26 protein-coding genes are annotated in these 24,369 nt (G+C 57.2%); 11 read left to right on the forward strand and 15 right to left on the reverse strand.

Annotated elements, in window-relative coordinates:
* Position 1: 1 nt before the first annotated feature.
* From ACFQDM_RS16080 to ACFQDM_RS16090, 3 genes are all read right to left on the reverse strand, one after another.
* Complete coding sequence (locus ACFQDM_RS16080) at positions 2–529, reverse strand: DUF2271 domain-containing protein (protein ID WP_377380782.1); 528 nt, start codon at positions 527–529, stop codon at positions 2–4.
* Between the two features lie 10 nt (positions 530–539).
* Positions 540–1,190: a PepSY-associated TM helix domain-containing protein gene (locus ACFQDM_RS16085; RefSeq protein ID WP_377382474.1), complete on the reverse strand. Its 651-nt coding sequence runs from the start codon at positions 1,188–1,190 to the stop codon at positions 540–542.
* Positions 1,191–1,422: 232 nt separating this feature from the next.
* Positions 1,423–2,985 (reverse strand): Vps62-related protein, encoded by a 1,563-nt coding sequence (locus ACFQDM_RS16090; RefSeq protein WP_377380785.1) that lies wholly within the window; start codon positions 2,983–2,985, stop codon positions 1,423–1,425.
* Between the two features lie 247 nt (positions 2,986–3,232).
* Between ACFQDM_RS16090 and ACFQDM_RS16095 the strand changes: the two genes are divergently transcribed.
* Entirely contained in the window at positions 3,233–3,796 is a 564-nt protein-coding gene (locus ACFQDM_RS16095) for a LemA family protein (RefSeq protein WP_377380787.1), read from the forward strand.
* An 85-nt stretch (positions 3,797–3,881) separates the two neighbouring features.
* Here the strand turns inward: ACFQDM_RS16095 and ACFQDM_RS16100 are convergent, their stop codons facing one another.
* From ACFQDM_RS16100 to ACFQDM_RS16125, 6 genes are read right to left on the reverse strand one after another with little or no spacing between them, the layout of a single operon-like run.
* Positions 3,882–5,462 carry a TRAP transporter large permease gene (locus ACFQDM_RS16100; protein WP_377380790.1) on the reverse strand — a complete coding sequence of 527 codons (1,581 nt, stop codon included), beginning with the start codon at positions 5,460–5,462 and terminating at the stop codon, positions 3,882–3,884.
* Positions 5,452–6,114 (reverse strand): TRAP transporter small permease subunit, encoded by a 663-nt coding sequence (locus ACFQDM_RS16105; protein WP_377380792.1) that lies wholly within the window; start codon positions 6,112–6,114, stop codon positions 5,452–5,454. Before ACFQDM_RS16105 ends, ACFQDM_RS16100 begins: the two co-directional genes overlap by 11 nt.
* Positions 6,115–6,125: 11 nt before the next feature.
* Complete coding sequence (locus ACFQDM_RS16110) at positions 6,126–7,250, reverse strand: TRAP transporter substrate-binding protein (RefSeq protein WP_377380795.1); 1,125 nt, start codon at positions 7,248–7,250, stop codon at positions 6,126–6,128.
* Positions 7,251–7,303: 53 nt separating this feature from the next.
* Entirely contained in the window at positions 7,304–8,062 is a 759-nt protein-coding gene (locus ACFQDM_RS16115) for an arginyltransferase (RefSeq protein WP_377380797.1), read from the reverse strand.
* A gap of 18 nt (positions 8,063–8,080) precedes the next feature.
* Positions 8,081–9,934, reverse strand: a complete 1,854-nt coding sequence (locus ACFQDM_RS16120; RefSeq protein ID WP_377380800.1) for an SLC13 family permease — start codon at positions 9,932–9,934, stop codon at positions 8,081–8,083.
* A gap of 31 nt (positions 9,935–9,965) precedes the next feature.
* Complete coding sequence (locus tag ACFQDM_RS16125) at positions 9,966–10,883, reverse strand: flagellar motor protein MotB (protein ID WP_377380802.1); 918 nt, start codon at positions 10,881–10,883, stop codon at positions 9,966–9,968.
* A gap of 61 nt (positions 10,884–10,944) precedes the next feature.
* Here ACFQDM_RS16125 and ACFQDM_RS16130 point away from each other — a divergent pair, with 61 nt between their 5' ends.
* From ACFQDM_RS16130 to ACFQDM_RS16140, 3 genes are all read left to right on the forward strand, one after another.
* Positions 10,945–11,454 carry a flavin reductase family protein gene (locus ACFQDM_RS16130; RefSeq protein ID WP_377380805.1) on the forward strand — a complete coding sequence of 170 codons (510 nt, stop codon included), beginning with the start codon at positions 10,945–10,947 and terminating at the stop codon, positions 11,452–11,454.
* A gap of 3 nt (positions 11,455–11,457) precedes the next feature.
* Positions 11,458–12,324, forward strand: a complete 867-nt coding sequence (locus ACFQDM_RS16135) for an NAD(P)-dependent oxidoreductase (RefSeq protein WP_377380807.1) — start codon at positions 11,458–11,460, stop codon at positions 12,322–12,324.
* 109 nt (positions 12,325–12,433) lie between these two features.
* Positions 12,434–13,048, forward strand: a complete 615-nt coding sequence (locus ACFQDM_RS16140; protein WP_377380810.1) for a hypothetical protein — start codon at positions 12,434–12,436, stop codon at positions 13,046–13,048.
* A gap of 44 nt (positions 13,049–13,092) precedes the next feature.
* Here ACFQDM_RS16140 and ACFQDM_RS16145 read toward each other — a convergent pair whose 3' ends face one another.
* Positions 13,093–13,965: an SDR family oxidoreductase gene (locus ACFQDM_RS16145; RefSeq protein ID WP_377380812.1), complete on the reverse strand. Its 873-nt coding sequence runs from the start codon at positions 13,963–13,965 to the stop codon at positions 13,093–13,095.
* An 84-nt stretch (positions 13,966–14,049) separates the two neighbouring features.
* On the opposite strand from ACFQDM_RS16145, the gene ACFQDM_RS16150 reads away from it, so the two are divergent.
* Both ACFQDM_RS16150 and ACFQDM_RS16155 read left to right on the forward strand, forming a co-directional pair.
* Positions 14,050–14,481, forward strand: a complete 432-nt coding sequence (locus tag ACFQDM_RS16150; RefSeq protein ID WP_377380815.1) for a winged helix-turn-helix transcriptional regulator — start codon at positions 14,050–14,052, stop codon at positions 14,479–14,481.
* Between the two features lie 101 nt (positions 14,482–14,582).
* Positions 14,583–14,831 (forward strand): hypothetical protein, encoded by a 249-nt coding sequence (locus tag ACFQDM_RS16155; protein ID WP_377380818.1) that lies wholly within the window; start codon positions 14,583–14,585, stop codon positions 14,829–14,831.
* Positions 14,832–14,880: 49 nt separating this feature from the next.
* On the opposite strand, the gene ACFQDM_RS16160 is transcribed toward ACFQDM_RS16155, so the two are convergent.
* From ACFQDM_RS16160 to ACFQDM_RS16170, 3 genes are read right to left on the reverse strand one after another with little or no spacing between them, the layout of a single operon-like run.
* Positions 14,881–15,591, reverse strand: a complete 711-nt coding sequence (locus tag ACFQDM_RS16160; protein WP_377380820.1) for a GNAT family N-acetyltransferase — start codon at positions 15,589–15,591, stop codon at positions 14,881–14,883.
* A 5-nt stretch (positions 15,592–15,596) separates the two neighbouring features.
* Entirely contained in the window at positions 15,597–16,598 is a 1,002-nt protein-coding gene (gene hemB, locus ACFQDM_RS16165) for a porphobilinogen synthase (protein ID WP_377380822.1), read from the reverse strand.
* Entirely contained in the window at positions 16,595–17,218 is a 624-nt protein-coding gene (locus ACFQDM_RS16170) for a GNAT family N-acetyltransferase (protein WP_377380823.1), read from the reverse strand. Before ACFQDM_RS16170 ends, hemB begins: the two co-directional genes overlap by 4 nt.
* Positions 17,219–17,442: 224 nt before the next feature.
* On the opposite strand from ACFQDM_RS16170, the gene ACFQDM_RS16175 reads away from it, so the two are divergent.
* Together ACFQDM_RS16175 and ACFQDM_RS16180 are read left to right on the forward strand one after the other, a co-directional pair.
* Entirely contained in the window at positions 17,443–18,510 is a 1,068-nt protein-coding gene (locus ACFQDM_RS16175; protein ID WP_377380824.1) for an enoyl-CoA hydratase/isomerase family protein, read from the forward strand.
* A 142-nt stretch (positions 18,511–18,652) separates the two neighbouring features.
* Positions 18,653–19,165 carry a MarR family winged helix-turn-helix transcriptional regulator gene (locus tag ACFQDM_RS16180; RefSeq protein WP_377380827.1) on the forward strand — a complete coding sequence of 171 codons (513 nt, stop codon included), beginning with the start codon at positions 18,653–18,655 and terminating at the stop codon, positions 19,163–19,165.
* 73 nt (positions 19,166–19,238) lie between these two features.
* On the opposite strand, the gene ACFQDM_RS16185 is transcribed toward ACFQDM_RS16180, so the two are convergent.
* Entirely contained in the window at positions 19,239–21,674 is a 2,436-nt protein-coding gene (locus ACFQDM_RS16185; RefSeq protein ID WP_377380829.1) for a TSCPD domain-containing protein, read from the reverse strand.
* 112 nt (positions 21,675–21,786) lie between these two features.
* Positions 21,787–22,746, reverse strand: coding sequence for a D-alanyl-D-alanine carboxypeptidase family protein (locus ACFQDM_RS16190; protein WP_377380832.1), 960 nt, complete (start codon positions 22,744–22,746; stop codon positions 21,787–21,789).
* Between the two features lie 221 nt (positions 22,747–22,967).
* On the opposite strand from ACFQDM_RS16190, the gene ACFQDM_RS16195 reads away from it, so the two are divergent.
* The 3 genes from ACFQDM_RS16195 (at position 22,968) to clpS (ending at position 24,368) form a co-directional block, all read left to right on the forward strand.
* Positions 22,968–23,408, forward strand: coding sequence for a phasin family protein (locus tag ACFQDM_RS16195; RefSeq protein WP_377380835.1), 441 nt, complete (start codon positions 22,968–22,970; stop codon positions 23,406–23,408).
* A 101-nt stretch (positions 23,409–23,509) separates the two neighbouring features.
* Positions 23,510–23,917 carry a DUF1499 domain-containing protein gene (locus ACFQDM_RS16200; protein ID WP_377380838.1) on the forward strand — a complete coding sequence of 136 codons (408 nt, stop codon included), beginning with the start codon at positions 23,510–23,512 and terminating at the stop codon, positions 23,915–23,917.
* A 109-nt stretch (positions 23,918–24,026) separates the two neighbouring features.
* Positions 24,027–24,368, forward strand: a complete 342-nt coding sequence (gene clpS, locus ACFQDM_RS16205; protein WP_377382477.1) for an ATP-dependent Clp protease adapter ClpS — start codon at positions 24,027–24,029, stop codon at positions 24,366–24,368.
* The last annotated feature ends 1 nt before the right edge of the window (position 24,369 follow it).

The raw sequence follows: 24,369 nt of genomic DNA on the forward strand, positions 1-24,369 counted from the left end.
TTTATGGAAGAATGGTGAGAGAGACGTCGCCGAGCTCTGTCTCGCCAGAGACTGTCTGGGTTTCAGAGGCCGTGCCATCCCATGTGAATGGGATCTGGACCAGCTCGCGGCCACCGACTTCGCGGGAGGCTTCGACGTAGAGAATGTATTCGCCTTCCGGCAGGTCGGCGAGCGGGCCATCATCGGCGCTGAACTCAACGAGGTTTTCGCCTGGTCCACGGGTCGGGCTGGAAACGCCATCGACCGGCATGTCCAGTGAGCGACCTGTGCGGCGCCACCACTGGCGGATATCCTTCAGCCAGGTCTCGCCTTCACCTTCAGGGCCGGCTTCGAGCTGGTACCAGACAGCAAGATTGGCAGCGACGGAGTGATCGGGACGGGCGATCCAGATGGCGACATAAGGCTTGTGATACTCAGCCACATTCAGGCGAGGCAGCTCCACAGAGAGCGCCATGTCACCGGCATTTGCGGCGGAGACCAGCGTGCCGGCAGCAGCGCCAAGCCCAAGAAATTTCAGGACGGCTTTCATAGAGACCTCTTTAATGCATGAAGAAAATGATGACGATGAGGGGAATGATCAGGCCAAGGCCTGTGAGCGGCCAGGTAATGGCGCGCTTGCCCGAATGGATCTGCAACAGCCAGAGCCCGGTCAGGCAGAAGAAGATCGTGGCCAGTGAGAACACATCCAGGAAGATCGCCCAGCCAAGCCCGGTATTGCGGCCCTTGTGCAGGTCGTTGAGGTAGGAGATGGCGCCGCGGCTGGTGGTTTCGTATTCCACGAGGCCGGTTTCACGATCAATCGCGAGCCAGGCATCGCCGCCCGGACGGGGCAGGGCGACATAGACATCGAAGTCGGTCCATTCCGCTGTCTTTCCGGCGACATTCACACCGAGGCCTGAGCGGATATCACGCACAATGGAGCGCGGCAGGGATGGCGTGGTGCCTTCTTCCGGTTCGGCGGCAAGATCAGCCATGGGCGTTTCGGACAAGGTCATCTCGGACGCCTTGGTGACGGGGGTCGCAGGGATGTCGCCCGCATGGTTCAGCGTGATCCCTGTGAAAGCAAACAGCAACATGCCGATGAGACAGACAGCACCGGAAATCCAGTGCCAGATGCGGGCCTGCTTCTTCCAGAAATTACCGGCTTTCTTGCGTTTTTTGGGTGCCGTTCTGCCGCTTGTGGCTGTCATATCCGTTGTGTCTAGCGGCATGTGGCCCTGTTCTCATTGCTGATTTCGTTTGTCGAGGACACTGCTAGCATGAGGTTCTTTTAATGCAAGGCATTCGCAAGTAGAAAACGCATATCGGTCTGCGACTTTTGGCGATAGGGGAGATCGGAAAATACGATCAATCGTCTCTGACGCCCGTTCGTGCGATCACAGAATGAAAAAGGCCAGAGATAAACTCTGGCCTTTGTGCAGCTTATTTGCTGGCTTCGTATGCGGCTTTTCGTTTGTCGTCGATGGATTTGAGGTCATCGGCAACCGAATAGACGTCTCGGCCCGGTTTGCCCCAGGCCACCGGAATAATGGAGTCGAGGAAGTCATAGCCATGGGTTGGGTAGGCCCACATCATGGGCTGTCCGGCAAAGTCACGTGTGACGATTTCCAGATTCATCTTGGCGCCAGAGCCTTTGTCATTCAGGAGCCAGTGCATGCCACCTGACCGACCGGTGGTGTAGTGGAACAGGCTGCTATCCTTCTTCAGACAGGCGATCTGGTTTGGCAGAGGCTTGGAATAGCCATCACTCGCTTCAGCGACAAAGCCAACACCGGTATAGCCATCAGGGCAGACAGGCGCCCAGACACTGCCGTGCATATGTGCGCCCGAGCATCGGTCTGACCAGACGAGCGTGAAATCGGTTGGTCGTTCCCACCAGTCACCACGGCCATCCATGGCGTCGCAGATCACGGTTCGGCCATCCACTTTGTGGTAGTTGTTCTCGGCATAATCACCGAGCGAGATGCAGCTCGAATACTTCGAGCTCGTCACATCGCCCTTCCAGAGTGAGATATCGTGGTGTCCGCCTGAGCCGCGGTCATCCCAGACGAGGGTTGCTGGCGTGTTTTGCAGTCTGGCCTTCTTGTAGAATGGGTGGTCTGCCGGATCGACCGAGCCACGAAGCGCCTCGCCCGTGAAGGCGATCAGCATCATCTGAGCGGCCTTCTTTTCGTTCTCATCGGTCATCTTGTCGATGAATTGCTTGGCCGTCTGCATGTTTCCATACATGACAGCAGCCTCAACGATCTCCGGATCCACGCCGGCATCGTCGCCATATGCCGCGATGATTTCGGCCTGACGATTATAGGCATGCGCCGCGCGCATGATGCCTTCGTCAATATTGTCGCTCGTGAAGAGATAGGTCCAGGTGTATGCCGGGTCCCATTTCTGGTTCAGCTCAGCGAACTTCTTGGCAAATTCCTTGGGATCATTGATCGAGGAAAGAAGGCTCCAGCCGTCGGAACCGATTTCGCTGACATCGCCCTGAAAGCCTTCAAGCGTCTGCAGTGGCATCGCGCCCTGCATTTCGGCGACCGTATTGTTCGCCTTGTCGAGGAAGCTTTTCACCTTGCCGTCCGGCAGGAGCTGGTAGACGGCATATTTGGAGGTGATGGCGTTGATCTTCACATAGATGCTGCCAGCCTCTTTGGCGGCTTCTTTGGCTTCATTCCAGTTGGACGCGGCAAAGTCCGCGATGCCGTCCGGATTGCCATGAACGGCGAGGTCGGTTGTCGCCTTCGCGATGGAGTCCGCTTCAGAGGCGATGGCACCTGCGGTTTCGCTATAGGCCTTATCAATGCCGCTCTTGATAGAGGACCATGCGTTATCGCAGGATGGCAGGGACGCGTGTTCCTCGAAAACACCGGTACGTGCGACGCCTTCCTCCGGAATGGCTGGCAGTGTTGCAAAAGCCGTCAGCGCAAGCGCGCTGCAGGCTGACAGGCTGAAGGCTTTCAGCGTTTTCCGATGGGTGTTGTTCGTCATGTATTTCGCCCCCTGAACCAAAAAAGATTCGTTAAATCAGAGCGGAATGGCCCACTCTGAAAAGAAAAGGGGTAGGGACTTGCGCATAATATTTCATTAAATGCGCAAGTGACTTTCATTGTATATTTGACGCCCGGTTGCGAAGTCGAACCTGCTGCGTTTTGACTGGGCGGGCTTTCCTGTATCGCCTGCTTGTCGAATTCGAAGAAAGCGGGTAGCTCTCAAGCATCTATCTGGGGGACATCAAATGATGGAATTATTAGTCGTCGTTGGCATCATCGCTGTGCTGGCGATCATCGTCATTGGCATTTATAACGGCCTTGTGCAGAAGCGGCAGCAATGCAAGCAGGCTTTTGCCGATGTGGACGTTCAACTGAAACAGCGCCGCAATCTGATCCCGAACCTCGTTGAGACGGTGAAGGGTTATGCCAGCCATGAAAAAGAGACGCTGGATGCGGTGATCAAGGCGCGCAACACGGCGGTTTCAGCAAGTGGCCCAGCCGAGACGGCGGAAGCCGAAGGCATGGTGACACAGGCGCTCGGTAAGCTGTTTGCTCTGGCAGAAGCCTATCCGGACCTGAAAGCGAACACGAACTTTCTCGAACTGCAGCGCGAACTGTCGAATATCGAGGACAAGCTGGCTGCGGCGCGTCGCTTCTACAACTCTGCTGTCATGCAGTACAACACAGCGCGCGAGACATTCCCTGCGGCTGTGTTTGCCAGCATGTTTGGCTTTCACGAACAGCCTTTCTTCGATGTTGGTGAAGAGGCACGCGCTGACCTTTCCGTTGTGACGGAAGTGAAGTTCTGATCGCTGACACCATCGGGGGCTGGCCCGGTGACATGCATACGAAAAGCCCGGACACGTGTCCGGGCTTTTTTTTATGTCAGGGTGTCTAGCGCGTCAGGCTCGGCAGCCAGGTGGCCAGTGCCGGGATCAGCGCGACGAGCAGGATCATAGCGAGCTGCAGGCCAATGAACGGTATCGCGCCACGCCAGATGTCGAGCGTGCGCAGATCGTCTGGTGCGGCCCCGCGCAGATAGAAGAGTGCAAAGCCAAAGGGCGGAGTCAGGAAGCTTGTCTGAAGGTTGAGCGCCATCAGAATGCCAAGCCAGACCGGGTCGAAGCCCGCAATGATGAGCGTTGGTGTCACCAGCGGTACGACGACAAAGACAATCTCGATGAAATCGAGGAAGAAGCCCAGAACGAACATGACGAGCATGGCGATGACCAGTGCGCCCCATTTACCGCCGGGTGTGGCGCTGAGCATTTCATGCACCAGATCATCACCGCCAAAGCCTCTGAACACCAGACTGAACAGGCTGGCGCCAATCAGGATGAGGAAGACCATGGAGGTGATTTCGACGGCGCTCTTTAATGCCGGGATCAGTTGGCCAGCGCGGTGAAGGACCAGCATGCCGGCGGCGACACCTGCGAGGAAGGTCAGGACAGCAAACAGTGTGACGACCATACCGATCAGATTGATTGTCGCAATCTGATCAACCCCCATGCGCAGGTCGAGGGTGTTCTTCAACAGGATGATCACGAAGATGGAAACAAGCGCGACGAAAATCAGCTTGCGCAGACCGGCCTGTTTCTCATCTGACAATCGAATGCCAGCGAGCAGGAGCGCGCCAGCAGCGCCAATGGAGGCGGCCTGTGTCGGCGGTGCGATACCGGCAAGGATCGCGCCCAGCACGGCAATAATGAGGAAGAGGGGTGCACCAAGGCCGAAGAGGATTTCCTGCATTGTGAGCGGGTCATCTTCTTCCTGTTCCACAGGTGGGCAGGCAGATGGCCGGGTCAGTGCGGTAAAGGCGACATAGGCCAGGTAGAAGCCAACCAGGATGACGCCGGGCAGGAGTGCGCCTGCAAAAAGATCACCAACGGAGACAACAAAGGATGCGCCGCCGCCCATCTGGCTCGCGGCCTGGCTGGCTGCGTTGGACACTGCGTCCGCCAGCAGGATGAGGACGATGCTCGGCGGAATGATCTGGCCCAGCGTGCCGGAAGCGGCGATTGTTCCGGAGGCAAGGCGCGGATCGTATTTCTGGCGCAGCATGGTGGGCAGGGCAATCAGCGCCATGGTGATGACGGTCGCACCGACAATGCCGGTTGAGGCGGCAAGCAGAGCGCCCACCAGAATGACGGCATAGCCAAGCCCGCCGCGGACGCGTCCCAGCAGGCGGCTCGCAATGTGGAGCAGGTCTTCTGCCACGCGTGAGCGTTCCAGAATAACACCCATGATGATGAAGAGCGGGACCGCGATCAGCGTTTCGTTCTGCATGATCGAGCCGCCCTGAATGCGGCTCGGCAGAGATCGAAGCATGGGTTCTGGAAAGACCCCAAGTCCGATGCCAACGAGTGCGAAGAGCAGTGCCACACCACCAAGGGTGAGCGCGACCGGGTACCCGGAGAGCAGTGCGCCGATGGCCGTCAGGAACATCAGCACAGCCAGAATGACTTCAAGCTCCATAATGCACCTCCGCTTCGGCTTCGTCTGCGGGGGCAAGCTTACCCGTCAGGCGCAGGGCCGCTTTCAGGGCTTCAGAGAGCCCCTGAGAGATCATCAGGACTGCGAAGATGGGAACGAGCGTCTTGAAGAGGAAAAGCAGTGGCAGGCCATCGCTTTCGCGTGAACCTTCAAACAGGAGCCATGTGCGGGCAAGGCCCTGCTCGCCGGTCTGAAGGATGCGCACGCAGATCGGGAAGAGCAGCAGATAAATGCCGACCAGCTCGATCCAGTTGCGACCGGTCTCACCAAAGCGCGGGCGCAGAATGTCGACGCGTACATGCGCATTGTCGCGAAGAGCGACGCAGGCACCGATCATGAAGGTGGCGGCGAACGCATAGACCACAAGCTCTGACAACCATGTCCAGGAAAGCCCGAAGGCATAGGCAGCGATGACGGCGGCAAGCTGGAAGCCCAGAAGGCAAATCGCGGTAAAGATCGAGATGGCAGCGGCGCCGTCTGTGATGCGATCAATCCCTTTGTAGAGCCATTTGGAAACCGGCTCGACCAGGCCGGGCACGACGAGGGTGAGAAGTGGCAGCAGAAACAGTGGTAAGAGGCAGAGGCCAATCCAGCCGAGCACGCTGCCAATCTGCAGAAAGAATTGCGGATCCATACGCGGTGCCCCTAGGTGCCAGAGGCGCGGGCGCCGAGCTCACGGGCCGCATAATATGGACCTTCGGACACGGCAGCCCAGTCACGCATTTTCTTCAGGCCGCTTTCAAAGCTCTCATAGATGCGCTTTTCAATGCCGTCGCGACCAGAGGCGGCACGGACATCCTGCGCTGCGTCTGACATGGCTTTCACGACGTCATCCGGGAAGGAGCGAAGCTGGATGTTATGCTCGCGCTGCAGGATGTCGAGATAGACCGCATTCTGATAGGTGAACTCACCGAGCGAGGTGTGATTGACGCTCTCGCAGGCGGCGGTGATCATGGCGCGTTCGCCTTCGGTCATCTCGTTCCAGAGGCGAAGGTTGACGCCAACGGCGAGCGATGCGCCCGGTTCATGGAAGCCGGGGCCGTAATAGTAAGGAGCTTCGCGATAGAAGCCGAGCGCGTAGTCATTCCACGGGCCGACCCATTCAGTCGCGTCGATATTGCCCGTCTGAAGCGCCTGATAGATTTCACCGCCGGGAAGGGTGCGGGCTGATCCGCCGAGCGCGCGAAGCACGTCGCCGCCTTGCCCCGGAATGCGCATCTGAAGGCCCACCAGATCATCGAGACTGTTGATCTCCTTGCGGAACCAGCCGCCCATCTGGTGACCGGTATTTGCCGCCTGTATCGGCTTGATGCCAAAGTCGGCAGACAGTTCGTCCCAGAGCTTCTGACCACCACCAAAATCGATCCAGCCCATGATTTCCTGAGCTGTCATCCCGAAAGGTACGGCGGTGAAGAAAGGATAGGCGCTGGATTTTGCCGGCCAGTAATATTCGGCGCCGTGATACATATCGGCTGAGCCGTTGGCGACGGCATCGAAGCATTCAAAGGCAGGCACGAGTTCGCCTGCGGCAAAGACCTTCACTTCGATCAGACCTTCGGACATGGTCTGAATGCGCTGGGCGACACGCTCTGGTGCTTCCCCGAGGCCGGGCAGACCTTTCGGCCAGGTCGTCACCATGTTGAGGCGTCGGCGATTGCGGGAAATGGCGGGTGCGGCGAGGTCGGCAGCACGCTCAGGATTTGCAAAGGCTGCAGCGGCTCCGCCTGCGCCAAGCAGACCTGCGCCAATCAGGTTGCGTCGGTTGATCATGTTTTCTCCCCAGCCAGACGGCTAAACTGTCTCTTAGCGGACAGTTGGAACGATTATGTTTCGTTTCTTAGTATGCGCCATTCGTCGCCGTAAAGCACTTCGAGGGGCCTGAAGTCCGCTTTATAGCCCATTTTCGGACTGCCCTCGACCCAATAGCCCATGTAAACATAGTCAAGCCCGAGCGCGCGGGCCTGCTCGATGTGATCGAGAATGATGAAATTGCCGATGCCCTGGCTGGCGCGGGTCGGATCAAAGAAGGAATAGACCATGGACAGGCCATCCTTCAGAACATCCGTAATCGCGGCGGCCACAAGCGGGGCATCCTCTGCGTCGCTCTCGCGATATTCGAAGATGACGGACGATACCGGTGAGCCTTCGACCATGGCGACATAGTCGCGCAAATCCATCTGCGTCATGCCGCCGTCTTCATGGCGGTGATCGAGATAGGTTTTCAGAAGACGAAACTGTTCGCGCGTGGCAATGGGCTGGCGCGGTGTGCGGATGAAATGTTTGTTCTTGTTCCAGACACGCCGCCAGCGCTTTTTCGGCTCGAAGTCTGCGACGGGCAGGCGTGTTGCACGGCAGGCATTGCAGGCCGGACAAGCCGGGCGATAGGCAATGTTCTGAGAGCGCCGAAAGCCGCTGTGTGACAGCGCATCATGCAGATTGTCTGCGTCTTCCGTTGCAAGATTGGTGAAGACTTTCCGTTCGATCTGCCCGTCCAGATAGGGGCAGGGAGACGCATTGGTCAGGTAAAACCGCAGCTGTCTGTGTCCAAGGCCCCGAACGGATGGAGAATCGATGATCTTCATAAGGACCAATTAAACGCGTCACAGGGTGAAGCGTAAAGGGGCAATTATGGTGAAGGCAATCCAGATCACCAGAACCAGCGGACCACCAAAACGCAGATAGTCTCCGAACTTGTAGTGCCCCGGACCCATGACCAGCAGGTTTGTCTGGTAGGCAATCGGCGTCGCAAAACAGCAGTTCGCCGCATAGATGACGGCGAGGACGAAGGGTTTGGGGTCTGTGCCAAGGATATTCGCTGCGGAAATCGCAATCGGCGTGAACAGAACGGCGGTCGCGGTATTGGACAGAATGTTCGTCAGGAACGCCACGCAGAGGAACAGGACAGACAGAACGGCCAGGGTGCCGAATGGCGACATCAGCGTCACAACACTTTCGGCGAGGAGCATGGCCGCGCCGGTCTTGTCGAGCGCCGTGCCCATCGCAATGGCTGCGCCAATCAGCGTGAAAATCCGAAGATCGAGCGAACGCGTTGCCTGGCGGATGTTGAGACAGCCCGTGATCACCATGAGGACAGCGCCGATCATGGAGGCATGCAGAATGCCGAGCAGGCCTGTGGCCGCAGCAATCACCACGCCGAGCGTGATCCATCGCGCATAATGGCTTTTCTCTGTGACAGGCAGTTCGATCTGGGACCATTCGAGCAGCAGCAGGTCACGGCTGGAACGCAGATCGCGGAAAGAGGCAGATGATCCGCACAGAAGGAGGGTGTCGCCAGCTTCGAGACGAATGTCCCCGAGCTTTGAGCGCATCATGCGCGAACGGCGCTGCACACCCAGAACGAAGGTGTTGGTCATGCGGCGGAAGCCGACATGTTCGATGGCGCGGCCGATCATGCGCGAGCCCGGCGCCACGACGGCCTCGACCAGCATGAGACGCGGCGTACCGCCTTCGAGATCTGTGAAACCTTCGGTCTGGCCTTCTCCGCGCTGCCACATATGGCGCAGCAGGTCCGGCTGAGAGGCGAAGGTGTCGGTGAGCTTCTTACGGGTCGCGGCGATGATCAGAACGTCACCCGGCTGAAGGGTGACGTCTTCAAAAGGCGGCAGAATGGAGGCTTCTCCGCGCTGGATCATTCGGACGGTCATGTCTGTGAGGTCCGGGAACATGCCTGCGACGGCTGTCTTGCCGACGAGTGGGTTGTTTTCGGTCACGGCGATCTGGGCAACAAACTGACGGCCGGAGCGGGAGACGATGTCTGCATCCAGGCCCTCGCGGTTCGGCAGAAGCACGCGCGAGAAAAGCAGCATATAGACGAAACCAATGCCTGCGAGGATCAGGCCGATCGGGGTGAGTTCAAAGAACCCCAGTGAAATGCCTTCGGTTTTTTTATAGACGTCCGCGGCCAGCAGGTTGGTTGAGGTACCAATCAGTGTTGTCATGCCAGCAAAGACAGACGCGAAGCTCAGTGGCTGCATGATCTTGGACGAGGAAATGCCCATTTTGATCGCAAAGGCCGACATAATCGGCAGAAACATCACGACAACCGGCGTATTGTTGATGAACGCGCTGGTGATGAAAACGGCAGCGAAAGCGGCAACAAGGGTCGTCCGTGGTCGTACTTCATAGGACGACATGAGGAATCGCGTCGGGCCATCGAGCGCGCCCGTCTGGAAGAGGCCCTGACCTACAACGAGCAGAGCCATGATGGTGATGAGGGCCGGGTTTCCGAACCCGGACAACAGATCATCTGTCGTGATGCCAGACGCCGAAGACGGAATGCGTTCGGCCAGAAAGAACAATAAAAGCAACACAGTGATGATCGAGACGGAGACAACCTCCATCGGAATTTCATCACGCGTGTAGAAGAAAATCGCACCGATTACGACCAGCCCGCTGATCAGCATTGGCCAGTTCGCGGAGAGTTCCGCCAGCATTCCCACTCCAGTCCAAACCCGAAATTCTGTATTACAGACCGTGTTCTGGCGGCAGGACAGGCGCCTCCCGCATGAGGACTATGCTGATACGACGATTACCTGGCAAGTCCGGATCGTCCTGGTAGAGAGGTTCTGAACCCGCTTTTCCGGAGACACGCGCAAAACGATCCTGCAGAACGCCGTTCTGGCTGAGGATACGGCGCGCAATGTTGGCGCGGTCCGAAGAGAGTTCCCAGTTTGAGTAATTGGGATCACCGCTCGGCTGGCTGTCTGTATGGCCGGAAATGGCAATACGATTCGGCAGACGCTGGACAATTTTCGCTACGGCTTCGAGCAGACGAACCGCGCGTGCATTTGGCTCTTTCGAGCCCTGATCAAACATGGAACGGCCTTCCTGATCGATCAACTGGATGCGCATGCCTTCATCCGTCATGTCGATGACGAGATGTTTTGAAAGCTCCGCCAGTTCCGGCAGATCTTCAATCGCCTGACGCAGGGATTGTTCGGCACGTTCGAACTGGGCGCGCTCGCGAATGGCCTTCGCCTGGGCGAGGGCGTCTTCGGTCACTTCCAGATCGATGCGTTTTACGGCCTGCGTTTTTTCGGTGATTTCCTGCGGTTCCTTGGAAATCGTCCGAGGTGTTTCAGGAGACAATTGTTCAATGATCGACTTCGAGCCCTGAGAGCGCGCGCCCTCGGTCGAAATGGCCGTGCCACCCAGGACACCGCCGGAACCGGAGGTCGAGGTCGAAACAGCGGCAGGGGCGAAATAGTCAGCAATGCCGCGCTTCTGTTCCGGGCTGGTTGTATTGATCAGCCACATCAACAGAAAGAAGGCCATCATGGCGGTCACGAAGTCGGCATATGCCACTTTCCAGGCGCCGCCATGGTGGCCGCCGCCAGAAACCTTCTTTACCTTTTTTATGACAATAGGTTGATTGCCGGCCATGGTGTGTCATGTCTCACTTCTAGAGGTGTAGCTCTAACAGAGTGTGGTTAAAGGGGTGTGCATGAGCACTGTAAAATCCGACGGATCTGCTTTCGATGTGCGCGGGTATCGCGATGCGCTGGGCTGTTTCGGCACAGGTGTCTGCCTGATTACCACGCGTGACGAAGCCGGACGTGCGCGCGCCATCACAGCCAACAGTTTCTCCAGCGTCTCATTACACCCACCGATCATTCTCTGGTGCATTGATGTGCATTCCGACCGCTATGACCTGTTTGCGGGCGCTGACCATTTTGGTGTCAGTTTCCTGCGCGAACATCATGGCGATGTGTCGACTGAGTTTGCCCGAAATGTGGATGCAGAGCTTTCCGGCGCAGAGCTGAAAGTCGGGCAACACGGTATTCCGCTGTACGCTGATGCGCTTGGATACCTGGAATGTGAAACAGGGTTTCGCCAGAAAGCCGGTGATCATGTCGTGATTTTTGGCAATGTGATCGGCTTTGATGCGCAGGCCGGAAACGGGCTCGGCTTCTTCAAGGGTGATTACACGCCTCTGATCGAAAAGAAGGACTAGGACATGGCCAGGTGTTGCTTTCTCGGGCTCGGCGTAATGGGCGCGCCAATGGCGGGCTATCTGGTCAAGGCCGGGCATGATGTGACCGTCTGGAACCGGACCACCGCGAAGGCAACAGCCTGGGTGGAGGCGCAGGGGGCGTCGTCAGCAAGCATGGCGGAAACGGCTGCGGACGCGGTCTCGGGCGCAGAGTTCGTCTTTTCCTGTCTGGGTGACGATCCGGATGTCGAGGCGGTCTATTCAGACATGATGGCATCGCTGACGCCTGGCGCGGTGGTGGTTGATCATACAACGGCGAGCGCTGATCTGGCGCGCCGTCTCTATGCCGCGCTGGCGGACAAAAGCATTGCGTTCGTGGATGCGCCGATTTCCGGTGGTCAGGCAGGGGCAGAAGCCGGGCAGCTGACGATTATGTGCGGCGGCGATGAGGCAGCGTTTGAAAGTGTTGCGCCGGTCATGGATTGCTATGCCAAACAAATGACACTGATTGGCGGGCCGGGTGCCGGTCAAACGGCCAAAATGGTCAATCAGATCTGTATTGCAGGTGTGGTTCAGGGGCTTTCGGAAGGCCTTGCCTTTGCAGAGAATGCAGGGCTCGATCCGGCTAAGGTGATTGAAGCAATTTCCAAAGGTGCAGCGCAAAGCTGGCAGATGGAAAACCGCTGGAAAACCATGGTGGACGGCAAGTTCGATTATGGCTTTGCCGTAGATTGGATGCGCAAGGATTTACGGATCGCTCTGGAAGAAGCGCGCCAGAATGGTTCCAGCCTGCCGGTCACCGCACTGGTCGATCAGTTCTATGCCGATGTGCAGGTAAATGGTGGCAAGCGCTGGGATACGTCCAGCCTGATCACGCGACTGAAGCGCTAGCGTCTTTTCTTCCTTTGGCGAAAGGTGATGCGATCCCCTGAACGGGGGATAGCCGGGCATGCGTCCGGCTTTAGAGTGTGCCCAACTCGGCGATCTTCAGGAAAACAAAATGAAAACAGCTTATTTCGCGCTATCGCTTCTGGTTCTGGCAGGCTGCGGTGGGGGCGGCGGTACAAAGGAAGCGGCTTTCGAGCCGGGTTCTTGTGACGCCGTTCGCAGTGTGCTGGCAGCAGGACAGGAGACTGTGCCTTACAGCTCTTTGCGCGGTGAGCCGAAAATGCAGGGTGAGCGGGTGCTGAACGACACCTGGATTGCCAAAACCCCCGCTTTTGGTGAGCACTGCGAGATCGGTGTGATAAGCGGAATGATGGGGACGGACATCAGCCTTTATCGCTGCGAGCTGTTTACGGCGCTTCGCTCGAGCGACCGAGAGACCACAGAAGCTGAGGCCCGGGCGCTCATGTCGGATGTGAGCGACACGATCAAAGGCTGTCTCGGTGATGATTGGGCGGTTGAGGAAACCACTGAGCACAATGATTTCGAAGTCTATCAGAATTTGGTTTTCGAGCCCGTCAGCGGCAGACCCGGAGCTGATACGTTCGATTTTACCGTCGATCCGATCTTCCTGAAAATGTCCTACACGCCGTATATGCGCGGACGCAGCGGTCCATCCGGCTGGATTGTGGAACTGCAGTTTCAGGAGCAGCGTGCCGTCGCAGAATAGACACCACCCGCCTTGTCAGGGGCGGGTGATGGCCATGGGGCAGGCTAGGACAGGGCTGCTTTCAGCGTGTCCTGCCATGGCGTGGTCTTGCGACCGATGAGGTCTGAGAGCGTTGTTTCTGCGCTGTAAAGGCCGCCCTTCGCAGCGCCGGCATCGCTGTTGGCCAGCATGTCGGCAACCGGGTCCGGCAGGCCTGCATCCTTGAGCGCTTGCTCATAGTCTGCCTGCGAGAGGTTGGTATAAGTGACCGTTTTGCCGCTGAGTTTGCTGATCTCGTCTGCAAACTCGGCAAGGGTATAGGCGGTGTCACCCGCGAGTTCATAGATCGTGCCGGACGCAGGAATGTCACCGGTAAGAACGGCGGCTGCGGCGTCAGCATAGTCTGCCCGCGCGGCACTGGAGATTTTGCCATCAGCGGCCGCGCCGAGCACGGTGCCATGTTCAACCGCCTGACCGGCGCTCATCGCATAGTTTTCCGTATACCATCCATTGCGCAGCACCGCATATGTGAGGCCGGAAGCGGCGAGGGCGTTTTCCGTCGCATTGTGTTCGCCGGCGAGGAGCGTGAGCGGTGAGGTATCGGCGCGAAGCAGAGATGTGTAGGCAATGAAATCGACATCATTGGCTTTTGCTGCGTCAATGACGTTGGCGTGCTGGCGCGCGCGCTGGCCGACCTCGCTTGAGGAAATGAGCAGCAGTCGTTCAACATCCCTGAAGGCAGAAACCAGGGCGGCTTCGTCATCATAGCTCGCAATGCGAACGGTGACGCCTTTCGCTCTGAGCGGCGCTGCGGCCTCTTCGCGGCGGACGAGCGCGCCAATGTCTGAAGCTGGAACCGTTTTCAGCAGGGCGTCGATCGTGAGGGCGCCGAGCTGGCCGGACGCACCTGTGACCATGTATTTAATACTAGACGACATGGGTCTTCCTTTCCTAAATAGTCTCAAACCATCACAAGGTCTCGGATGTAGTCCTTGTCGTTTTGTCGGTAAAGGAGGCACAAAATGATCACCAGGGAACCTTCAGGTAACCCGGATGCCGATCAGGGCAGTGTGCTGCGTCGGTTCTTCTTTCCAGAGGGCGTTCCGGAGAACCCGGAAGCCTGTCCGGTGCGCGATGTGCTCGACCGGGTCGGCCAGAAATGGACGATCCTCGTGCTCATTTCGCTGGAAGCAGGGCCGAGGCGATTTTCGAGTGTCCGGCGCGCTGTCGGCGATATTTCCAAGCGCATGTTGACCCAGACCTTGCGACAGCTGGAGCGGGACGGGATGATCTCGCGCACAGTCTATCCGACCACGCCGCCAGCAGTTGAGTATACGCTGACGCCGCTTGGCGTCTCGGCGCTCACGCCGATTGCACAGCTGACCGAATGGGCAGAAGCCCATCATGATGCCATCCGTAATGCGCGTGAGATCTTTGACGCGGCTGCTGACTGAGACGCCCGAGAATTTCGTTTGACCGCATCGCCACAGCCGTCAGGATGGTGTTTCAGGCGCGAGGCATGACCTCGCTTGTGTCATTCATGGAGGGGGAAGCCATGACGCGGAAACAGATGAACCTGGCGGGTCTTGCTTGCAGCTTTGCCGGGCTGACAATGCTGTCTGCCTGTTCGACCACGCCTTACGATGAAGATGGGTGCCGCATTCTTTATCAGCAGGTCTATCAGCCGCCCGTTACGCCGGGCGGAGCACCGAGCTATGCGAATGTCCCGGCAGGCCGTGAATGTCCGGATGAAAATGCCAACGAAGCCGCGACTGAAACGGAGGCTGCGGGTGAAAAGGAGTAGCCGCGATCCTGTAAGTGCGGGGAAGCGGATCTCACCATTCTGACAGAGATTATTGCTGCTGTTGCTGCTGTTGTTGCTGTTGTGCACGTCGGGCCCGCAGCGATGACAGGCTGATCTTCTGGATGCCATCCGTGTCGAAGTTTTCCGGGGCAAGCCAGGCTTCAAAATCCGCCCTGATGTATGGCCAGTCATCATCGGTCATGGCGAACCAGGCGGTGTCGCGGTTCTTGCCCTTCATCACCATGTCATTGCGGAACACGCCTTCATACTGAAAACCAAAGCGCGCAGCGGCGCGCCGGGAGGCGAGGTTTTCATTGTGGCATTTCCATTCATAGCGGCGGTAATCGAGCTCGTCGAAAACATAGCGCGCCATCAGATACATAGCCTCACTGGCGTGGGCTGTGCGTTTGAGCTTGTCGCTGAAAGCCACGCAGCCAACTTCGCAGCTCCCATGTTCCGGGCGAAGGCGCATAAAGCTGGCCGTGCCCAGAATTTCATTCGAGCTGTTGTCGATAATGACATAGGGCAGCCAGCCACGTTCAATGGAGACCGATTTGAAGGCGGGGGCGAAGGCCTCACCTGCGGGGAAGGGCGCAAACGGCATGAAGGTCCAGGTGTCGGCATTCTCCGGCCCGCCCACGGCTTTGGCGAGGCCGGGCGCATGCTGATCTGCCTGATAGGCCTCAAGACGGACCAGACGACCGGGCAAGCTTGAGGCACCCGGCAAAGGCCGAGGCGAAAAGTTCGAAAGATCTTTCATAGTGTTCAGCTCAGAAGTTCGGCGGCCTGCTCGGCAAAATAGGTGACAATGCCGTCTGCGCCAGCGCGTTTGAATGCGGACAGCGTTTCGAGAATGGCCTTGTCTTCATCGAGCCAGCCAGCCTGAGCGGCAAGTTTGATCTGTGCGTACTCGCCGGAGATCTGGAAGACGAGGGTTGGCACGTTGAAGGTCGATGATACGCGGTACACGATATCGAGATATGGCAGCCCCGGCTTTACCATCACCATGTCGGCGCCTTCCTGAATGTCGAGCGCGGTTTCACGCAGCGCCTCATCGGTGTTGCCGTAATCCATCTGATAGGTTTTCTTGTCGCCCTTCAGGAGCTCTCCAGACCCGACGGCCTCACGGTAAGGCCCGTAAAAGGCGCTCGCATACTTGGCCGAATAGGACATGATCATGGTGTTGGTGCAGCCATGGCTTTCCAACGCCTTGCGAATGGCGGCAATGCGTCCATCCATCATGTCGGAGGGGGCAACCACATCGACACCGGCCTTGGCCTGAACCAGGCTTTGCTCGACCAGACGCTTGATGGTCTCGTCATTGTCGATCTGATCTTTCGCATTCAAAACGCCGTCATGACCATGCGTGGTGAACGGGTCGAGCGCGACATCGCACATAATGCCGATATCCGGCACCGCACGCTTGATGGCCCGGATCACCTGCGGGACGAAGCCATCCGGGTTCAGTGCCTCAGAGCCTTCGGCGTCTTTCTTCGAGGGATCAATATGCGGAAAGAGCGCAAGGGCAGGAATGCCAAGTGCTTTGGCGCGTTCGGCAGCTTTGACAGCCTCATCGAGGTTCAGCCGATCAACGCCCGGCATGGCTTCCACAGGGATGCGCGGCGTTTCACCATCATGAACAATCAGCGCCCAGACGAGATCGCCTTTGGTCAGCACCGTTTCGCGTGTGACCCGGCGGACCCAGTCTGCCTGCCGGTTGCGGCGCATACGGGTCATCGGGAACTCGGAAGAAACGATCTGTGTCATGTGTCGGAACTCATTGGTTTGTCTGTAGACGTGTCAGTTTCTGGGTAACGCCCAACGGGCAGGTCAGGCAACCGAAACCAGTGTTTATCGAGCGCGCCAGGTCGTCGCATAAAACAGCGCAGTGAGACATCCATGGTCTCTGACTGGATGGTTTCCAGCTCCAGCATCCATTTCTTCATGTCCTCACGCGCCAGCTCGACAAAGCCATGGCGGGCATAGAAAGGACCATTCCAGGCGAGGTCCCGAAAGGTCGAGAGGACAACGCCGCGCAGTTTCAGGGCGTCAGCTCTTGCGATCACAAGGCCAAGCAGGTTTGCGCCTATGCCGCGTCGGCCATGAGCCGGGTCCACCGAAATCTGATCGAGATAGAGGTCCGGAGAGTGCCGGCTCATCAGGGCAAAGCCATTGGGAAAGCCGGTGTCATCTGACAATGACACGATGAGCAGCTTTTTCGCGATACCGTTCTGCAGGGCGGCTTCCGGAATGGGCGTCGGGCCATCGGGGCCTTCATCAATCAGGCCGGTCGGTTCAAAGAGTCTGGACGCCGCCAGATCAATGCGCTGCAGGTCCGCGATGTCCTCTTCAGTTCCCAGCCGAAACCGCGCAAAGGCCTTTGTCATGCCTCTCATTCCTTCTAAGCGAACCCTCTGTGGAACGAGAGGTTTGTCACGCACCTTATATATAAAGAGATTCTCGCAAATCTCAGCCCGAGGCGGAAACTGCAAATGTGCAGGACCGATTGGCGAAACTGGGGCTGGAGCATGCAAACGCGCTCGTCTATAGATTTGCCAGATAATTCAATAGGCAAGCCCGGCTTGCTAAAGTCATGGTCGAGGAGTTTTTCATGTCAGACACCGCACCCGTTATCGTTCAGACGCAAGGGTCTATCGGTCGCCTTACGCTGAACCGTCCGAAAGCACTGCACTCTCTGGACCATGAGATGTGCGAGATCATGACGGATGCGCTGCGCAAATGGCGGGATGATGCAAGTGTCGGTGCTGTGCTGGTTGACCATGCAGAGGGCACACGCGGCTTCTGCGCAGGTGGTGACATTCGTATGCTGGCTGAGAGCGGGAAGGGCGATGGCAAGGAAGCGACAGACTTCTTCGCAGCCGAGTACCGGCTCAATACGCTGATCAAACGCTTTCCGAAGCCATATATTGCGCTGATGGACGGCGTGACCATGGGCGGCGGTGTTGGCATTTCGGTGCATGGCTCGCATCGCGTGGCAACGGAGAACACACTGTTTGCCATGCCGGAGACAGGGATTGGCCTGTTCCCGGATGTGGGCGGCGGCTGGTTCCTGCCGCGTCTGAAGGGGGAGCTCGGAATGTGGCTGGCGCTGACCGGTGCGCGGCTGAAAGGGGCAGACGTGCAGGCCGCAGGCGTTGCAACGCATTTCGTCCCGGCCGAGCTGATCGGCAATCTCAAGTCCGAACTCCTGAATGCCGACCTTTCCCACGATGCCGCACATCTGGTGAACACCATTCTGGCGCCGCGTCACAAGCCAGCGGTTCGTGGCGGCTTCTCTGACAATATGGAGATGATCAATCGATGCTTCTCCAAAGACTCGGTGGAAGCAATTATTGAGGCCCTGGAGGCTGAGCAGGATGACTGGGCGCAGGCGCAGATCAAAGTGCTGGCCACCAAATCACCTCAGACCCTGAAAGTGGCCTTTCGTCAGCTCCGCGAGGGTGCGGGCTTTGAAACCTTCGAAGAGAATATGAAGAACGAGTTCCGGATTGGCTGGCGTCAGGTGCGCAGCGCGGATTTCCAGGAAGGCGTGCGCGCGGTGATTATCGACAAGGATCAGAATCCAGTCTGGCCGTCTCAGAGTCTAGAAAACGTCTCAGAGAAAAAAATTGAAGAAATTTTTTCGCCACTTGGGGCAGATGAGCTGACTTTCGAGTAAAGTGTACCGGAACGGAACAAAAGTATGAATTTTCTGCTTAATTCCGGCTTTTCTTAAGTGTTTCTTTACTATGGTTAAACGGCGCGATTAGCGAATTCTTAGTTTTGCTCATGTAATACGTTTGAAAACCAAACAAAATTACATGGGTGTTGACATGATGATTGAGGCAAAAAGCCGAGATAATGTAGCCGAAGCTACGGTTGGAGAAACCTTCCTGAAAAGCCTGACTCTTCTTGAGCAGGTCCATCGTCGTCTGCACGATGTTGTGAAAGATGATCTGGAGCGTTCCGGTGAGCGCTCCCTGACAGGTGTTCAGGCTCTGCTGCTTTATGAAATCGGCGATGGCGAGACGCCAGCCAGCACGCTGCGTGCGCGTGGTGCCTTTGCGGGTACGTCGATGTCATACAACGTGAAAAAGCTTCAGGAAGGCGGCTATCTGGTTCAGACCCGCTCTGATGACGACCGTCGTACGGTGCGCCTGAAACTCACCCCGTCAGGCCAGGATGTACGCGAACGCGTTGCAGCACTGTTCGAGCGTCAGGCAAATGCGCTTGAGCCGACAGCCAGCGTCCGCCCGGATGACCTGGATCATTTCAACCGCACGGCCACACGTCTGGAGCGCTTCTGGTCAGATCAGATCCGTTTCCGCCTCTAGTCGGCACCCGGAAAAGAACAAAAAGCCCATCACCGAAAGGCGATGGGCTTTTTTGTGTCTGCTGACTGGAAGATCAGTTGTTGTTGTCAGCGGCGAGCTGACCGCACGCCTCACAACGGATTTCACCGTCGGTTTCCTTGAGCGTGAAATGTCCGCAGGACGGGCAGGGATCGCCCATGTAATCGACGGATTCTTCCACTTCTTCTTCGTCGGCATCTTTGCGACGGCGGTCGAGAATGACGATGTTGTCTGGCAACTGACCACGACTGAAGCCGCGAGAGACGATCTGAGCTGCCTCAGCCGGGAACTGGAAGACATCATCCTTGATGCCACGTCCCAGGCCGTCATGTGACTGGCCTTCCGACAGTTCTGCAAGGTCGTCGCGTCCGAGATAGGAGACGGCGAGTTCGCGGAAGATATAGTCCAGAATGGACGTCGCGCGCTTGATGGAGTCGTTACCTGTGACTTCACCAGCCGGGTCAAAGCGCGTGTAGACGAAGGCTTCGACGAATTCTTCCAGCGGTACGCCATATTGCAGGCCGATCGAGATCGCGATGGCGAAATTGTTCATCAGCGAGCGGAAAGCCGCGCCTTCCTTGTGCATGTCGAGGAAGATCTCGCCGAGCTCGCCATTATCGAACTCGCCTGTGTGCAGATAGACCTTGTGGCCGCCGACCGTGGCTTTCTGAATATAGCCCTTGCGGCGATCGGGAAGGCGGTAACGCCGTTCGCGGCCCTGCGCTTCGTCGGACGGGCTGCCTGAGCCTGCCATTGGTTCGGCTGGCAGTGTCGGGTCCATCTCTTTCTCAGCCTGGCGGGTTTCCTCGACCAGATCGAGCGCGTGACGAATACGCTCGGCGGCGCGCTCTTTGCGTGCGGCCGTTTCGCAGGACATGAAGACGGACAGACGTGAGAAGTCCGCAGCCGAGAGCAGTTTCTCGAGCGAGGCACCGTCCGGAAGCGTTTTGAAGCTGATCGATGTCGTTCCCGAAATATCAGCCTGCTTGCAGAGATTGGCTGCAAAGCTGAGGGCGCTTTCCGGTGTATGATCGATCATCAGGCCCGCATCACGCAAGAGGGCAGCGACGCGTTGCCAGCGCTCCACACTCAGATGGTTCTGCGCAAGGCCGATGTCTTTCTTCGAGAAGCCGAGCAGGCGGAGCACCGACTGGTCTTCGTCTTCGTCGAAGACATCGAGATCAAGCTTCAGCTCTTTCGATACGACCTCTTCGCCGATCATCCAGAGCGAGCAGGCCTGTGTCAGGCTCATGCCTTCGCCAAGACGTGCCTCAATGCTGTCGAGTGTTGCGTCTGAAAAGCCTCTTGCGAGCAGGCGCGAGCGATCAATGCCCGGAACGCCGACCAGACGGTGGATGTTGGACAGATGCTCGTCGAATCGCTCGCGAAGTTCCGGCCGGGCCGCTGACAGCGCTTCGCGGCAGGCTGAGAGCAGGATCGGATTGGAGCCAAGTTGCTCGCTCGTCATTGCGACCGGCTCGAGGCCATTCGAGAGGCTGCCAAAGTGTGGGATCAGGTCAGGATGTGCGTAGTCGAGCGAAAAGACTGGCTGAACATTCCACTGCGCAGCGGCTGCGACGAGTGGCGCGCTGATGGAAGTCAGAAGATTGAACGCAGCCTCCAGCCTTTCGTCCGGCGTGGTGCCCGGATTGCCCGTGCGCAGGAGGGCTTCTGACAGACCGATGAAGACGATCTGAACACGCTTGTTCGGGAAGGTGCGGACGGCTTCAATCATGGCGAGCGCGGCATTGTGCACGAATGCTGGCGTGATTTCGCCGCCTGTGATGGCACCTGCCAGATTGATCGCAAAGCCTTTGTCAGGCTGGGCTGCAGCCTGCAGGGCAGGCGATGCGAGGACCATCTCCGATCCGCTGTCGAGCAGGCGTACCAGATTGGCCGCGTCTTCTTCGCCGATTTGTGTGGTCTCAAAACCCGGTGTCCCGAGTGGGCGGGTATCGGATGCCGCAAGGCGCAGCGCTTCTGCGCAGCCATAGACGCCATCGGGGTGGGCCAGGGCACGCTCGAGCAAGTCGATATTCATGCCGCCTTCAATGGCTTCGGCAATTTCCGGATCACGCGGTGCAGGGCCGAGCATTTCCAGCTCTTCTGCGGCACTGCGCAGGAGATCCGATTCCAGATTTCGCAGGGTCAGGTCGGCCAGTGCCTGATCAATCGCCGATTTTGACAGGGGCTTTGTCGCGCCGGGCGGAATTTGCAGAAGCGCCTTCAATGGCAGCAGGGGCGAGACGAGGCGTGTATCGACGCCAGTCATCATCGCATCCAGCGCGCCATCTTCGATACCGAGATTGGCGAGCAGGCTATGATAGACCTGCCATTCCGGGCTGTTGGAAATCGCCTGATCTTCAAGATCGGGATCAAAAACAAGGGTGTTCTGGCCAGCTTCGAGAATTTGCGCCGTCAGCTGTTCTGTCGCAACCGGCGCGCCCGCATCATCATGCATGGAAATGCTCCATTGTGTTGTGAGCAGCATGACGTGTTCAGCCGATTCGGGCGAGTCCCGGGCTTCAATTCTTTCGACATGAAAAAAGCCGACATTCTTTGGAACGTCGGCTCAATTCGTGCGTAGATTTCAGACTAGGAAGTTACTCAGCGGCAGAGCCTTGCTCCAGCTGAACATTGCTCGCCAGAATGCTGGCTGTATCAGCGCCAGGTTCCTGAACCTGCTGAAATGCGATGCGTGTGCGAAGATCGGGTGCAGACGGCGCTGTTGCTGCAATCGCGGTGAATGCGGCCTCGAGAAGGTCGGTGACATGATCATTGCGCGCTTTGGACGTTGCACCACCCAGCATGATCGCGATCACGCGGCGGTCCTGACGAACAGCGGATGCCATCAGATTATAGCCTGAAGCGTTCGTGTAACCTGTCTTGATCCCATCAACACCTTCGACCGTGCCAAGCAGGCGATTATGGTTGCCATAATTGCGGCTGTTATAGGTGAAGGATTTTGTGGAAAAATAACGGTAATAGTCGCCATGATCTTCCATCATGCGCGTTGCGAGCTTGGACAGATCGCGCGCTGTGGTGACCTGGCGTGCATCCGGCAGACCTGACGCATTGTAGAAACGCGTATTGTTCATATCCAGCGCGCGGGCTTTGACCGTCATCAGCGCAGCAAAGCGCGATTCCGATCCACCGAGACGCTCGCCCAGAACGCGGGCAACATCATTGGCGGACTTCGTCACGAGCGCGAGGATGGCATCCTCAACGGAAATGGTTGAACCCGGTGCGAGGCCAAGCTTGGAAGGCGGCGCCATGGCAGCTTCGCGGGATACGGGAAGTCTTTCCGTCAGCGTCAGCTCGCCATTATCCAGCGCGTCGAACACCATATAAAGGGTCATGACCTTTGTGATGGAGGCTGGGTAGCGGGGCGAGTCCGCATATCGCGAATGAAGAACCTGTCCGGTTTCCATATCCACGACAATGGACGCGTACTTCTCGTCGGCCTGGGACACCATGGGTGTGACGGCAGCGAGCGTGATAATCGTTAGAGTGGCCGCTAATTTGCGAATAATATTACTAGGAAGCAAAGCGGTCAGAGACATAGAGCGAGCTCCTTGGTTTGAAGTCTACACTCTCTCGTTTCATCGTTTCTGGAGGGTTAATGCAACACCCGAAACTGTAAGGAATTTCACATGATTACGGTTTGCACATTAAAAAGGCATTTCGATTTTGACTAATTTATTGTGCGCCGCACAAAAAATGTTGCAAACGCACATAGACTAAGGTATATGGTAAAGACCCCAGACTGAGAAAGGATGTTCAGATGGCGAAGACCGCAGCAGACACCGCGGGTAAGGCATTCGAAACTATGTCTTCCACGGCGAATGAAGCTTTCAAAAAATCGTATGAACGTTCTGTCGAGCTCATGGGCGAGATGACCGATTTCAACAAAAAGAACATGGAAGCGATGGCGGAATCGTCCCGCATCACGACCAAGGGCATTGAAGAGATCAGTTCACGCGCGGCGTCTTATTCGCGCGACGCTTTCGAAAAGGGCGTAGAAGCTGCACGTTCGTTCAGCGGCGCTCAATCCGTACAGGAAGCGATGGAACTTCAAGCCAATTACACAAAATCGGCCTTCGAAGCTTATCTTGAGCAGGTGAACGCAATGTCCGGCATGTTTGCGACCGTTTTCCGTGAAGCAAGCGCGCCACTGAACTCGCAGGCAGGCGAGTTTGTCTCTATGATGCAGAAGTCTGCTTAACGCAGCGGCAGATCAGAATTCTTCGAAAAAGCCGGCTTTTGGGCCGGCTTTTTTGCATCTGGCCTCTGGGAAGTGGCGCAAAACACTCTACTCTATAGTGTATGAACACACTCGAAGACCTGCGCACGCTCGAACGCCCGGACAAACCAAACACCGCTCTGTCGGCGCCAGCCGGCGTCAGCCTCACCGCAAAAGCTGATCGGCAAACGCCTGAATTCACCATGCCGGTCTCGGCATTGGCGGATCTGGCCTGTCAGGTATGGAGCGGTCAGGACCGCGTTTCACTGGAGACCCGATCAGATGACGGGCTGAAGGCGCACTTCATCGCCCGGACCGCGATTTTGCGGTTCAAGGATGATATTCAGGTCGAGTTTGTGTCCATCAATGAAGCCGCTTCAAGCTTCATCATCTACTCGGCATCGCGTGTCGGATATTCCGATCTCGGTACAAATGCCAAACGTGTTGATGAGTGGATCAACAAACTGATTGAAGCGCAAAAGGGGGCTTGAACCTCATTGGTTTTGAGGTCAGGCTTTCAGAACGAAAATTCGTCACTATTTGAGAGCTATGCACGGCATCGTAAAAAAATCCCTCAGTGAAAGTCCCTTCATCGTCCGCATGAACGGCAATGAGGATAATGGTTCTGTCGGTGGCGGTGATGATGTCGGAACAGGCATCGCAACGCGGACCCGCACGCGAACCAAGCGCCCATCCATGTATCGCGTTCTACTGCTGAACGATGATTACACGCCGATGGAATTCGTGATTTATGTATTGGAACGTTACTTCAACAAGTCTCGTGAGCAGGCAACGCAGATCATGTTGCATGTTCACAATCACGGGGTCGGGGTGTGCGGTGTTTTTACCTTCGAGGTCGCAGAAACGAAGGTCGCACAAGTTTTAGATCTGGCTCGGCGGAATGAACACCCGCTCCAGTGTACAATGGAAAAAGAAGATTAGG

This window comes from Ponticaulis profundi (assembly GCF_042659465.1).
GTDB lineage: Bacteria > Pseudomonadota > Alphaproteobacteria > Caulobacterales > Hyphomonadaceae > Ponticaulis > Ponticaulis profundi.